The organism is Vibrio sabulosilitoris, assembly GCF_055391395.1.
Window position 1 is genome coordinate 1,481,960 of record NZ_AP029600.1, and the last position, 13,038, is coordinate 1,494,997.

General features: G+C 49.5%; 16 protein-coding genes. 10 read left to right on the forward strand and 6 right to left on the reverse strand.

The features are described from left to right. Nucleotides 1–111: 111 nt before the first annotated feature. A complete protein-coding gene (locus tag ACZ5R2_RS22095) occupies nt 112–360 on the forward strand; it encodes a YciN family protein (protein ID WP_464902480.1) in 249 nt (82 codons plus the stop codon). A 55-nt stretch (nt 361–415) separates the two neighbouring features. On the opposite strand, the gene aroA is transcribed toward ACZ5R2_RS22095, so the two are convergent. Next, entirely contained in the window at nt 416–1,696 is a 1,281-nt protein-coding gene (aroA, locus tag ACZ5R2_RS22100; protein WP_464902479.1) for a 3-phosphoshikimate 1-carboxyvinyltransferase, read from the reverse strand. A gap of 222 nt (nt 1,697–1,918) precedes the next feature. Between aroA and aat the strand changes: the two genes are divergently transcribed. The 3 genes from aat to infA all read left to right on the forward strand — a co-directional run bounded on the left by aat (nt 1,919) and on the right by infA (nt 3,680). Beyond that, on the forward strand, nt 1,919–2,626 hold the full coding sequence (gene aat / locus ACZ5R2_RS22105; RefSeq protein WP_464902478.1) for a leucyl/phenylalanyl-tRNA--protein transferase: 708 nt from the start codon (nt 1,919–1,921) through the stop codon (nt 2,624–2,626). Nucleotides 2,627–2,682: 56 nt separating this feature from the next. After that, nucleotides 2,683–3,381, forward strand: coding sequence for an arginyltransferase (locus tag ACZ5R2_RS22110; RefSeq protein ID WP_464902477.1), 699 nt, complete (start codon nt 2,683–2,685; stop codon nt 3,379–3,381). Nucleotides 3,382–3,461: 80 nt separating this feature from the next. Further along, nucleotides 3,462–3,680, forward strand: coding sequence for a translation initiation factor IF-1 (infA, locus tag ACZ5R2_RS22115; RefSeq protein WP_001040192.1), 219 nt, complete (start codon nt 3,462–3,464; stop codon nt 3,678–3,680). Nucleotides 3,681–3,748: 68 nt separating this feature from the next. On the opposite strand, the gene ACZ5R2_RS22120 is transcribed toward infA, so the two are convergent. Both ACZ5R2_RS22120 and cysS read right to left on the reverse strand, forming a co-directional pair. Continuing rightward, a complete protein-coding gene (locus ACZ5R2_RS22120; RefSeq protein WP_438456963.1) occupies nt 3,749–4,327 on the reverse strand; it encodes a thymidine kinase in 579 nt (192 codons plus the stop codon). Nucleotides 4,328–4,422: 95 nt separating this feature from the next. Further along, the gene (cysS, locus tag ACZ5R2_RS22125; RefSeq protein ID WP_464902476.1) at nt 4,423–5,805 is read right to left on the reverse strand and encodes a cysteine--tRNA ligase; all 1,383 of its coding nucleotides are present in this window, start codon (nt 5,803–5,805) and stop codon (nt 4,423–4,425) included. Nucleotides 5,806–6,006: 201 nt separating this feature from the next. On the opposite strand from cysS, the gene ACZ5R2_RS22130 reads away from it, so the two are divergent. The 4 genes from ACZ5R2_RS22130 to ACZ5R2_RS22145 all read left to right on the forward strand — a co-directional run bounded on the left by ACZ5R2_RS22130 (nt 6,007) and on the right by ACZ5R2_RS22145 (nt 9,096). Further along, entirely contained in the window at nt 6,007–6,501 is a 495-nt protein-coding gene (locus ACZ5R2_RS22130; protein ID WP_438456961.1) for a peptidylprolyl isomerase, read from the forward strand. Nucleotides 6,502–6,562: 61 nt separating this feature from the next. Next, nucleotides 6,563–7,315 carry a UDP-2,3-diacylglucosamine diphosphatase gene (gene lpxH, locus ACZ5R2_RS22135; RefSeq protein WP_464902475.1) on the forward strand — a complete coding sequence of 251 codons (753 nt, stop codon included), beginning with the start codon at nt 6,563–6,565 and terminating at the stop codon, nt 7,313–7,315. Nucleotides 7,316–7,381: 66 nt separating this feature from the next. After that, complete coding sequence (locus ACZ5R2_RS22140; RefSeq protein ID WP_464902474.1) at nt 7,382–8,602, forward strand: EAL and HDOD domain-containing protein; 1,221 nt, start codon at nt 7,382–7,384, stop codon at nt 8,600–8,602. Beyond that, a complete protein-coding gene (locus tag ACZ5R2_RS22145) occupies nt 8,602–9,096 on the forward strand; it encodes a YchJ family metal-binding protein (protein WP_464902473.1) in 495 nt (164 codons plus the stop codon). The genes ACZ5R2_RS22140 and ACZ5R2_RS22145 overlap by 1 nt, the downstream gene beginning before the upstream one ends. Nucleotides 9,097–9,118: 22 nt before the next feature. On the opposite strand, the gene soxR is transcribed toward ACZ5R2_RS22145, so the two are convergent. After that, nucleotides 9,119–9,541 carry a redox-sensitive transcriptional activator SoxR gene (gene soxR / locus ACZ5R2_RS22150; RefSeq protein WP_464903691.1) on the reverse strand — a complete coding sequence of 141 codons (423 nt, stop codon included), beginning with the start codon at nt 9,539–9,541 and terminating at the stop codon, nt 9,119–9,121. Between the two features lie 96 nt (nt 9,542–9,637). Between soxR and ACZ5R2_RS22155 the strand changes: the two genes are divergently transcribed. Together ACZ5R2_RS22155 and ACZ5R2_RS22160 are read left to right on the forward strand one after the other, a co-directional pair. After that, nucleotides 9,638–10,081 (forward strand): VOC family protein, encoded by a 444-nt coding sequence (locus ACZ5R2_RS22155; protein WP_464902472.1) that lies wholly within the window; start codon nt 9,638–9,640, stop codon nt 10,079–10,081. Nucleotides 10,082–10,206: 125 nt separating this feature from the next. After that, nucleotides 10,207–10,602: a ribosome recycling factor family protein gene (locus tag ACZ5R2_RS22160; protein WP_464902471.1), complete on the forward strand. Its 396-nt coding sequence runs from the start codon at nt 10,207–10,209 to the stop codon at nt 10,600–10,602. A gap of 83 nt (nt 10,603–10,685) precedes the next feature. Here the strand turns inward: ACZ5R2_RS22160 and ACZ5R2_RS22165 are convergent, their stop codons facing one another. Beyond that, the gene (locus ACZ5R2_RS22165) at nt 10,686–11,891 is read right to left on the reverse strand and encodes a hydroxymethylglutaryl-CoA reductase (RefSeq protein ID WP_464903690.1); all 1,206 of its coding nucleotides are present in this window, start codon (nt 11,889–11,891) and stop codon (nt 10,686–10,688) included. Between the two features lie 239 nt (nt 11,892–12,130). Further along, on the reverse strand, nt 12,131–13,036 hold the full coding sequence (locus ACZ5R2_RS22170; RefSeq protein WP_464903689.1) for an amino acid ABC transporter permease: 906 nt from the start codon (nt 13,034–13,036) through the stop codon (nt 12,131–12,133). Nucleotides 13,037–13,038 lie beyond the last annotated feature (2 nt).

Genomic DNA, 13,038 nt, shown 5'->3' on the forward strand with positions numbered 1-13,038 from the left:
TAATTTCACTCACGTGTCGTTTATAGCCCAGTAAGCTCATCAAATCGGTTGAGTCCCACGACAGATTTTTCTAAACTTGCCGCCATCAATTACTTTAGGGAACCCCAACACATGAGTGATAAGAAAGTTATCTCACAATTCGACCTACTCTTGATTGCCAACCAAGTTATCCAAGAACACGATGACTACATCGAAGGTATGCGCGCTGACACAGTCGAAGAAAAAGAGGGTGTCCTGATTTTCAAGGGCGAATACTTCCTAGATGACAAGGGGCTTCCTACCCCAAATACCACTGCTGTGTTTAATATGTTCAAATACTTAGCGCACCATCTATCAAAAGAATTTACGCTAGAAAACTAACCACACAATGCAAAAAGGAGGGACGCTTTGCCCTCCTTTTTTATCGCCCGAATGACTAGCAGCTCAGTTGTGCTAGCTTGTCAAAGTAGTCTGGAAATGTCTTCGAAGTACAGCCCGGGTCATTGATGGTGACCGGAGTATCACTCAACGCCACCAACGAGAAACACATCGCAATGCGGTGATCATCATAGGTATCAATCGCAGCGTGCTTTAGCTCAGCGGTTGGCGTGACTAGCAGGTAGTCTTCACCCTCTTCAACTTGCGCCCCAACCTTACGCAGTTCGGTCGCCATCGCAGCAAGGCGATCGGTCTCTTTGACTCGCCAGTTGTAGACGTTGCGGATCGCAGTGGTACCCTTAGCAAACAAGGCGGTTGTGGCAATGGTCATCGCCGCATCTGGGATATGGTTGTAGTCCATATCGATCGCGTTAAGCTCACCGACGCGCGAGATCACGTAGTCATCGCCCCACTCGATCTCCGCACCCATTTTCTCAAGTGCATCTGCAAACTGAATGTCACCTTGAATGCTGTTTTTGCCAATACCAGTGACCTTGATTTCGCCGCCCTTGATTGCCGCAGCCGCTAGGAAGTAAGACGCTGAAGAGGCATCACCTTCGACTAAGAAATCGCCCGGTGCAACGTAGTGCTGACCTGTCGGGATCACAAACTGCTGGTAGTCATTATTGACTACCTCGACACCGAACTGCTGCATGATATGCAAGGTGATATCGATGTAGGGTTTAGACACCAATTCGCCAACGATATTGATCGTCACCTCACCCTCAGCCAATGGCGCAGCCATCAAGAAAGCGGTTAAGAACTGACTTGAAATCGAGCCATCAATTGATACGCTGCCCGCTTTAAGCCCCGTAGCCGAAATCTTCAGTGGCGGATAATCAGTATTTTCCAGATACTCAATCTCAGCACCCGCTTCACGCAGCGCATCCACCAAATGACCGATCGGACGCTCTTTCATGCGCGGCTCACCCGTCAAGATGTACTCACCCTGACCAAGACAAAGTGCCGCCGCCAGTGGACGCATCGCTGTACCAGCATTACCTAAAAACAGCTCTTGTGCTTCACTGACTTCAAACGGACGCCCTAGCCCATCGACTTCACACACCGTTTTGTCTTGCGACAAACGATAAGTTACACCGAGTTTAGTCAGCGCATTGAGCATGTGACGAATATCATCACTATCAAGTAGGTTGGTTAAACGTGTGGTGCCCTTGGCCAGTGCGGCAAGCAGCAGCGCACGGTTAGAAACACTTTTTGAGCCAGGAAGGTTTACAACGCCATTGACGCGTTGGATCGGATTTAAGGTCAAGCTTTCCATTAACTAATTATTCCCTTAGGTCTACTGCTGGATAAGGGAGGGCAGCAGTGAGTATTCATGATTGATTGAAGCAGACTACCCAAAAAGCCTGGATAACTCCAGCGCCGAACCTAGCTATCAATCAAGAAATTGCCGCGTAAACTCAAGCTGACGACTGGTTAAGTTGGCATTTCGGGCAAAACTTAATACTATCCTGCCATCGTTAGCCTAGCCGACCTTGATATGAGCTTCTATTTAACTGAACTTGCGCCAGATTCACATGAGTTCCCCTCGCCGTTTGATGCGTTAGACGATCCAAACGGCTTGCTCGCCTTTGGCGGAGATCTCTCTCCGCAGCGCTTACTCAGGGCCTACCAAAGCGGGATTTTCCCTTGGTATGGTCCGGGAGAACCATTGTTGTGGTGGAGCCCTGCTCCGCGAGCAGTGTTTGCACCAAAAACCTTCAAGCCTTCAAAAAGCGTCAAGAAGTTTCAGCGCAAGCATGGCTATCAGATCTCGATTAATCGCGCGACCGAGCAGGTTATCAGCTTATGTGCCTCCACCCGCAGCTTCGATGAGACTTGGATACACCCAGAGATGCAAGCGGCCTATAAGGCCCTTGCAACCCTTGGCCACTGTCACTCAGTTGAGGTGTGGCATCAAGAGCGTTTGGTTGGTGGATTGTATGGCTTATCAATTGGTCAGCTTTTTTGTGGGGAGTCGATGTTTAGCTTGCAAACCAATGCATCTAAAATTGCGCTGTGGTACTTTTGTCAGCACTTCGCACGTTATGGGGGCGAACTGATCGACTGCCAAGTCATGAACCCACACCTTGAGTCTCTCGGTGCCTTGGAACTGTCGCGTGAAGCATTTATCGCCCAACTTGAGCAACTGCAAGCCGAGACTATCGATAAGCAATGCTTTGCAGCGCAATGGATCAGTCTCGATTGATCGACTAGCTTGAAAGAGAGGGTTTGCTAGCGGATGTTACTTTGCTGTAGGACGAAATGAATTCAGACTTGTATCACATTAGAATTGGTCTAACTGCGCCGCACAATTGCGCATACTTGCCCGGGCTTAAGGAGCGCATGGCGGTTGCACTGGATGAGCCTAACCACTCACCAGAAGGCTACCAACTGCTGCTCGCCAATGGCTTTCGTCGCAGCGGTGAGGTGATCTATAAGCCCCACTGTGCCAATTGCAAAGCCTGTGAGGCGATCCGCATCTCGGTGGGTGATTTCAAACCCTCGCAAAGTCAAAAGCGCTTATTAAAGAAAGCCTCACATCTGCGCGCCATTATGCGCGCTGAGCTCGATGACAACTGGTTTGATCTCTACAGTCGCTACATTGAGGCCCGTCACCGTGATGGGACCATGTACCCACCGAAAAAAGAGGACTTTTTCAAGTTTTCCCACTGCAAGTGGCTTAAACCCAAGTTCTTGCACCTGTACGAGCACGATCGCCTAGTGGCCGTCGCAGTCACAGACCTAATGCCCCAGTGTGGCAGCGCGTTTTACACTTTTTTCGACCCCGATCACCCACTCTCGCTCGGCACGCTGGCGGTTTTAAAACAGATTGAGTTTTGCCGTCAACGACGCAAACCCTGGCTTTATCTTGGCTATCAAATCGATGAATGCCCGGCAATGAACTATAAAGTCCGCTTTCAACGCCATCAAAGGCTAGTAAATCGGCGTTGGCAAGGGTAGAATACGCCTCAACTTTATTTATTCTGCTTTTGTGCCCATGCTTGAGGGTGCAAAACACACCATTTACAAAAGAGGATTAAATGGCTAAAGAAGACGTAATCGAGATGCAAGGCACTGTCCTTGACACTCTTCCAAACACTATGTTCCGTGTTGAGCTAGAAAATGGCCACGTAGTGACAGCACACATCTCAGGTAAAATGCGTAAGAACTACATCCGTATTCTTACGGGTGACAAAGTAACTGTAGAGATGACTCCATACGATCTGTCTAAAGGTCGCATCGTCTTCCGTGCTCGTTAATCTTTGATTACCTAGCAATAAAAAACGGAGCCTCTGGCTCCGTTTTTTATTGCTAATTGACTAATGAATTACTTGCCTAGCATCTGCTTATAGTGCTGACGACAAACAGAGACATAGCGGTCATTCCCGCCAATCGCGACCTGATCACCCTGTTTAATTGGGTTGCCGTGCTCATCCATACGGATCACCATGTTCGCCTTGCGACCACAGTGACACACCGTCTTAAGCTCAATCAGCTTATCGGCCCACGCCAGCAAGTGACGGCTGCCCTCAAATAGCTCACCCATAAAATCGGTGCGTAAACCATAACACAGCACTGGGATATTGAGCTTATCCACCACTTCCGTCAGTTGGTACACCTGATCTTTACTCAAAAACTGGCACTCATCAATCAAGATGCAGTGACGCGGCTCGGCGTTATTCAGCTCGGTGATCTCAGCAAACAGATCGGTAGCCTCACCAAACAGCTGTGCATCGGCCTGCAAGCCAATGCGTGAACTCACTTTACCCACACCGTAACGGTCGTCTAACGCCGCGGTATAAATCAACGGATTCATGCCACGCTCTTGGTAGTTAAACGAGGATTGAAGAAGTGTGGTGGACTTACCCGCATTCATTGCCGAGTAATAAAAATACATCTGAGCCACAGAGACTTACCTTTTGAAACTTGAAATTGATTTTGACTGATTAAGAAAAAGGGCTGAATCTCAGCCCTTTTGTCTTGATGACTTACGACACCATCTTACTTACGACGCCAAGTAGTCCCTTCTGCACCGTCTTCAAGCACGACACCCATCTCGGTCAGCTTGTCGCGCGCCATATCCGCGTTCGCCCAGTCTTTAGCCGCACGAGAATCGTTACGCAGCTTGATCAACGCTTCAATCTCAGCCACTTCATCGTCGCTGCCGGCGTCGCCTTTCAAGAAGGCTTCAGCGTCTTGGTATAAAATACCAATCACGTCAGCAAGCTTGATCATCACCGCGCCCAGCGCATTAGCTGCCGCTTGGTCTTCCGCTTTCACGCGGTTGATTTCACGCGCAAGGTCAAACAGTACAGAGTAGGCTTCAGGCGTATTGAAGTCGTCGTTCATCGCCGCTTCAAAGCGAGTCACGTACTCTTCTCCACCGCTTGCCTCAACTGAAGTATCAAGGCCACGCAGTGACGTGTATAGACGCTCTAGAGAGGCGCGAGCTTGGTTTAGGTTGTCTTCGCTGTAGTTCAGCTGGCTGCGGTAGTGACCTGACATCAGGAAGTAGCGCACGGTTTCTGCATCATAGTGACCAAGAACATCACGAATGGTGAAGAAGTTACCCAGTGATTTGGACATCTTCTCGCGATCCACCATCACCATACCGCTGTGCATCCAAGTATTCACATACTGGGTGCCGTGTGCACAGCAAGATTGAGCAATCTCGTTCTCATGATGAGGGAACTGCAGATCAGAACCACCACCGTGGATATCAAAGTGGTTACCTAGAATTGACGAGTTCATTGCTGAACACTCAATGTGCCAACCCGGGCGACCAGGCCCCCATGGCGATTCCCATGTTGGCTCACCTGGTTTAGACATCTTCCACAATACAAAGTCCAGTGGGCTGCGCTTAGTGACTTCAACGCTGACACGTGCGCCGGCTTGAAGCTGATCAAGGTCTTGCTTAGACAACTTGCCGTACTCATCGTACTTGCTGACCTCAAACATCACATCGCCATTGTCTGCTACATAAGCAAAGCCGCGCTCAATAAGCTTTTCAACCAGATCAATGATCTCTTGGATGTACTGAGTTGCACGTGGCTCAACATTTGGGCGCGCCATGTTCAGCGCATCAAAGTCAGCGTGCATCTCTGCAATCAAACGCTCGGTTAGCGCTTCACATGACTCACCGTTTTCGGCGGCACGCTTGATGATCTTGTCATCGATATCCGTGATGTTACGTACGAAGTTCAAGTCGTAGCCAAGGTAGCGCAGGTAACGCGACACGACGTCAAACGACACGAAGGTACGACCGTGACCAATATGACAGAGATCGTAAATGGTTACCCCACACACATACATGCCGACCTTGCCGGCTTCGATTGGCTTAAATTGCTCTTTCTGGCGTGTAAGGGAATTGTATATTTTTAACATGATCGCTATCTAATATTGGTGTAAGAAAAACTGGTCGCTAGTATAGCAACATGGGCGTGGTTAAGTAATCCTCTATCGCCTAAAATCGCAGCAGAAGCGTTAGGATTTTGTGCCAAAGTGGACTTTTTCACATAGGATTATCAAGGTAGTTACGATAGAATCGCTACTCTTAAAACACATACATGACTAAAGGACATCATCATGATCACCCTTCACACTAATTTTGGTGACATCAAAATCCAACTAAACGAAGAGAAAGCGCCAATCACAAGCGCCAACTTCCTTCAGTACTGTCGTGATGGTTTCTACGACAACACTCTATTCCACCGTGTTATCGACGGTTTCATGGTCCAAGGCGGTGGCATGGAATCTGGTCTGCGTGAGAAGACTTCTCGCGAGCCAATCAAGAACGAAGCAAACAACGGTCTGAGCAACAAAGTCGGCACACTAGCGATGGCGCGTACTATGGAACCGCACTCAGCAAGCTCGCAGTTCTTTATCAACGTTAACGACAACACCTTCCTAGATTTTCGTAGCGAGAGCCTAGATGGCTGGGGCTACTGTGTATTTGGCGAAGTGGTTGAAGGCATGGATGTCGTCAACAAGATCAAAGGCGTAAGCACAGGCTCTTACGGCATGCACCAAGATGTTCCTCTTGAAGACGTTGTGATCACTGGCACAACTATTGAAGAGTAATTATTGAAGAATAATTAAAGACTGGGGTGGCAGCGCCGCCCCATCTATTGACGTATCGACTATGACCACACTGTTTATCTCCGATCTTCACCTCTCTCCAAAGGTTCCTGAGCTCAACCAAGCTTTCTTTCGTTTATTAGAAGAAGAAGCGCCACAAGCCGATGCTGTTTATGTGCTTGGCGACTTGTTCGATTTTTGGACTGGAGATGATGACCCTTCTCCGTTTGCTCGCTCAATCATCGAAGCTTTCCAAGCTTTAACTCAAGCGGGTGTGCCATGCTTTTTTACTAAAGGAAATCGAGACTTTTTAGTGGGTAAGCGCTTTGCCAGAGAGACCGGGGTCACGCTGCTGGACGATGAGGCCGTGATTGAGCTGTATGGCCAGCGCGCGGTGGTGCTACACGGTGATACCCTGTGCACTCAAGATCAGGCCTATCTGAATTATCGACGTAAAGTACATCAGCCGTGGTTACAATGGTTGTTCAATCACCTGCCGTTCGCACTGCGTGAGCGGATCGTCGCCAAGATCAAGGGCGACATCAAACACGATAAGCAAACTAAATCACTTGAGATCATGGATGTGACACAGAGTGAAGTCGAGCGCGTGATGATGCAGCACGATGTCACCTTGATGATCCATGGCCACACCCACAGACCGGCTATCCACCGCTTTACATTAGGCGATAAACAAGCACGTCGTGTCGTGATCGGTGACTGGGGAGAACTGGGTTATGTACTACGAATCGACCAACAAACCTTGTCATTAGACAGTTTTAACATTGATAACGTAAGAAAATGTGATCAATTTAAGTAATTGTAACTAAACAAAATAGTTGATTGGAGTATAGTATAGACATCGACAAATTACCTAAGCTGACTCTTGAAGTACTCCTATATCGCCAGGCAACCAATCTTAGATCGGTCAAAGCACACCATTGGTTACGAACTGCTTTTTCGCGATGGGCCCAATAACACCTTTCCAGAGGTTGACCCAGAGCTGGCGACCAGTCGCTTACTTTCTGACCATTTTTTGTCTACCCACTACAACTCGCTGGGTGATAACCTTGGCTTCGTCAACTTTCCCTATCAAAGCCTGATTAATCGCGTACCTACTCTGTTTCCGCGCAAAAATCTGGTAGTCGAGATCCTTGAAGACTGTCCGCCCACGCCTGAGTTGCTCAGTGCAGTGAGAGAGCTCGCGGCCGAAGGGTATATCATCGCTCTCGATGACTTTGTGCCGAGTAAAGCATGGCGTGCCTTTCTGCCTTATATTGCCATTATCAAGTTTGATATTCAGTCATTCTCCATTGACAAGGCACGAATTTATATTGACCGTTTCGCCGACTCTAACATCCGCTTTCTAGCGGAAAAAGTCGAGACCTATCAAGAGTTTGAGCTTGCCCACCAAGCTGGATTTGACTACTTCCAAGGCTACTTTTTTAGTAAGCCAGAGATGATCCAGCGCAAAGCGCTAGAGCCGTCCTTTATTGCCGTTGTTCAGCTGTGTAAAGCATTGTCCAAAAGCCCCATCGACTACAAAGCCGTAGAAGCCATCTTTGCTCAGGATGTCTCATTGTCGTATAAGCTACTGACCTACGTTAACTCATCTTTTTTGGTCACTGCGCGGATCAAGTCTTTCCACCAAGCACTGGTTTACCTTGGTGAAGAACGCTTGAGAAAGTTTGTCGCCCTAGTCGCGATCGCCTCGACACGCGATACTAAACCGGACTACCTCTACCGCCTGTCGGTTCAACGGGCACGTTTTTGTGAACTGCTGGCCAATCGAACCCATGTCGATCCCAGCGCGGCGTTTCTGACCGGTATGTTTTCACTGCTTGATAGCCTGCTTGACCAACCGATGCACGATTTGCTCGAGAGCATTCCGATTGATGATGAAGTTAAGCTTGCGCTTACCGAAGGGACTGGCATACTGGCGCGAATATTAGGAACCACCATCAGCTATGAGCGTGCAAACTGGCCGAGCCTCAACCGTCTTGCCTTGAATCTGGGATTATCTGATGAGGCCCTAAGTCACTGCTACGACCAATCAGTCAGTTGGACCAATGAGCTCTTAGCCTCGGCACCGACCGGAACCACATAATGAAACCATGTCCATGTAAAAGCGGTAAGCCCTACCAAAACTGCTGTCAGCTTGTCCACCAACAGCACAGCGCCGCCCAACTGCCAGAACAGCTCATGCGTGCACGCTATTGTGCTCACGTACTTAATCTCGTTGACTTTGTCATCAATACCTATCACCCAACGTGTCATGCCCAAGACGACCGTGAGGCGATCGCCGAGTCGGTACACAGTAACTGGGTCAACCTCGAGGTGGTCGCTCGCGAGCCTGGCAATAATGCTAATGAGGGCTTTGTTACCTTCAAGGCCTACCTTGAACAAGATGGTGAAGAGTTCCGTCTTGAGGAGCGCTCACGCTTTGTTCGTGAAAATGGTCTGTGGTACTACATCGACGGTACCTTCCCAGACCCAGAACCACAGACTGATCGCCAAAATACAACCACCTCGGCCAAGGTCGGTCGCAACGATCCCTGTCCCTGTGGCAGCGGGAAGAAGTTTAAAAAGTGTTGCGGCTAGCGTCAGCAAACTTCAACACGGGCTACCACAAAGTGGGGCCCGTTTTTTCTAACCCCTGCTCGTCATCAGGATTGTACAAGTGACAACTTTTCATCGATAGACAGCCACAACCAATGCAATGACTGAGTTGTTTGTGCAACTTGTGCATATTCTCGATACGGGCTTCAAGCTCACCACGCCATTGCTGACTCATTTGCTGCCATTGTGCCTGACTCGGCGCTTTCTCTAGTGGCAGCACTGCCATGGCTTGCTTTATTTCTTCAAGTGATAGGCCCACTTGTTGAGCTATCTTGATCACGGCAATTCGCCGCAGTACATCGCTGGTGTACTGCCGCTGATTGCCGCTGTTGCGCGTCGAGACAATCAACCCCTTACGTTCATAGAAGTGTACCGCAGATACAGCAACGTCTGCGCGCTTAGCCACTTGGCCGACTGATAACATAATGCAAATTCCTTCTTGACCTCAAGTTAAGTTTAGGTTTTACGCTCTTTAGTGACAAGTTAAGCCACTTTTTGGGATTGGATCAATAAGGATCACGCTATGACAAAACTAGAACATGCCAATATCACTGTACCAAGCATCGATGCCGCAATTGAATTTTTAGACATCGTTGCCCCCGACTTCGAGGTACGCGCTGACAACAGCCCACAAGACAGTTACCGCTGGGCCCACGTTGGCAACAGCGAGAGCTATCTCGCCCTGCAAGAGCCACAGTTACACCAGTCCAGTGTTAAAGACACCGCCAAGGACCAACGCCGACCTTACTATGATATTGGGGTGAATCATCTTGCCCTGATCGTCTCCGACGTAGAGGCAATCAAAGAGCGATTGCTCGAGCGCGGCTATCGAATGAATGGTGAAATTGCCGATGAAGTCAGTCGTAAACGTGTGTACTTTTGGGACAGTGCCGGATTTGAGTGGGAGTTGGTCGAATACTTCACCCAAGAACCTAAGCAGCGCTATCGCTATGACAATATTGCTTAGTTGATAGGCACTTGCTTCACTCTATACAAAGGCTCCTATTGGACAGATGTGGGCCTAGATAGTGTTGCAAGTGCGCTCGAGCTTTCTTAAGCTTAACCCTTGCGTCCTAATGCGGTTTATCACTTATGTCCTGCGAGCCAATCACTGTCCCTTTACCTTCCTTGCTGCACCGCCTTGAGCGGCAGAATGTTGACCTAGCAAAAAAGTTGTGTGAAGCACAGTTGTGTCAGTTAAAGCGGGTTCGGCGCTCGCGTAATTGGCAACTGGTTGGCAGCCCTATGGCCATTGATGCCTTTGTTCGCCAATATCAAATCCAAGCAAAAACGGAGGCGGATTTTCTCATCAACAAGGTGCAAGCAATGTTAAATCAGCATCAGGACAAGCTTGAGCCCCTAGAGGTTAAACTGCAGCGCATGCTACAAGAGCAGCCAAACATGACGTTGACGGAGTTAATGCAGGCTACGCAGTGCTCACTGATGCAGGCACGGCAAGCACGCCTTTCGCTAGAGGAAACGTGGTGATCGGCGCCCTATCGCGCTTGATAGGATAAGGCGCTACTGGGTTAGTTAGGCCATTACAGGCAGCGCGTTACGGCTATGCCCATTTAGCGTGCAAGTTTGTGGTGAGCGCGCGAAAAGTGGCCCGCACAAAAAGCGCCCACGATTGACAGCTCTCCCGCAAGACACAATGCCGCCGCCACTTCCGCCAACGCTTGCGACTTTCCATTGCCGTGCAGACCCATCATCTCAAGACAGGCTTTCTGCGTTGGTAGGCCGGTTCCACCCCCCACAGTACCAACCATGATGTTCGGTAGCGTGACACTCGCATACAGTCCACCATCGCGATCCATTTCAAGCCGCGTCATGCCCACAGCCGACTCCGCCACACAGGCTGCATCCTGACCACAGGCAATGTATAACGCAGCTAAAGCATTCGCATAGTGACCATTGATGCCGATGGTGCCACTGAGCGTACCACCAACTGTGGTCATCTGAGCAAACTGCATCATACGCTCTGGTGTGGTGTGCAGGTATTTTTCAACTAACTCAGCCGAAATATGCGCCTCCGCCGTGACCTTTTTGCCACGAACGCTACGCAGAGTTTGCGCAGTGGCTTTCTTATCACCAGAGAGGTTGCCATCGAGAAAGGCAAATTCTGAAGAGACGGGTGAGTTGTCCATAATGTACTCGAACACCGCATTGGTGGCGATCGTCACCATGTTTTGTCCCGACGCATCACCCGTTAGGTATTCAAACACCAAGTAGACGTGGTTACCTTCAATATTGACATTGATGTCTTTAAGTTTGCCGTGGGACGTCGTTGCCTCGGCGATCTGTTTAAAAGTACCATACTGAGTCACCGCCCAAGCAACAAACTGCCCAGCCTCGACCAAGCTATAAAAGGCAAAACCAGGTGTGCGGGTTACCCCCTCGTTGAGCAACATCGCGCTGACACCGCCTGCAGCCGTCAACAATTGCGAGCCGCGGTGATAGGAGGCCACCAGCGCCGCTTCCGTTGTTGCAAGAGGAACCAAGTAGTCATCTTGGGCAAACAGGCCATTGACTCGCAAAGGGCCAGCCACGCCGACCGGCATCTTGACTGTGCCTATAAAGTACTCAATGTTCTTGTTATAGACATCTGCCTGCTCACGTGTCGTATCGTCAAGTAGCAGCGACTGCCATTGTGGGTTGTCGATTTTGTTCCAACGACGCTCTAGGTTTTTATCTGAAATGTAAGGACTTGGAGTCAGACGATTTTTCGCTCTTCCTAAGCGAGGCTCTAGCCTATTCTTTATCATATCGCTATCCATCTCATCAGCTAGCGCAGAGGCATGGTCTTGTCGATGTAAATTAATTTTAGGCATATGTTTGTCGCTGTCTATCTGTGCACTACCACTAAGTGGCACGATTTTACTGACTACAAAAAAAAATACCACAAAAAGCAGGGGGCGAGGTGCGGGTACGGGCTTCGCCCTACGAGGTGCGAGGGGTCTATCGCGCGCGTTATATTCCTCGAACCTCGGAACGCAGTGTAACCCTACCCTCGCTCCTATTGTTTTAAGTGTTTAAGGCTGCGTTGTTCTAGGTGGCGGAAGGCTAGGGATAGACTAAAGCAAATTAAGAAATAGACTAAGCCAACGACTAGCCAGATTTCGAAGATCATGCCTGATGAGTTGGCGATTTCGGTGCCGACGAAGGTCATCTCTTGGATGGAGATCAAGGACACTATTGAGGTGTCTTTGACTAGAGAGATGGCTTGTCCTGCCAATGCTGGAGTAATCGCTGCTAGCACTTGGGGAGCGATGATGAAGCGATACTTTACCCAAGTGGATAGGCCGAGTGAATCAGCCGCCTCCCATTGCCCTCTAGGCACTGCCATCAGGCCTGAGCGCACCACCTCAGCGACATAGGCCGACGATAACAGCCCAACACACAATACACCCGAGAGCAGGTTTTCCCATAAGTTCGCTGGGCCAAAAAGGCAGAGTTGCAACGCATTAGGCTCGCCACGATAGCCTCTCAATACCTGCTCGAGCCCCAGCAGTGGGATCAACTGATTGGAGATAAAGAAGTAGAAGATAAATACGAACACCAACGGAGGAATGTTACGCACCAACTGCACAAACAGGTTGGCCGGAATGCGCACTATAGCCAATGAAGACAAACGCGCCACCCCGAGCATTGTGCCCAGTACCACCGCCAGCACCATCCCCCAAAGACTGAGACGTAGCGTGGCAATCAGACCCTGAAAGAAATAGGGTAAGCCACCGTCAGCGCGGCGAGTGAACAACAAGTCAAACGCCTTGCTCCACTGCCAATGGTAGGTTACTCCGATTGATGAGCGATAGACCAACCACAAGCCCCCTAAAGCTAGCACGGCAAGTAGCAGCACATCTAGGCGATTGAGCCGAGCAAACCACAGTGGTTTTGCCAACGATCCCTGCTCAGACAACATTG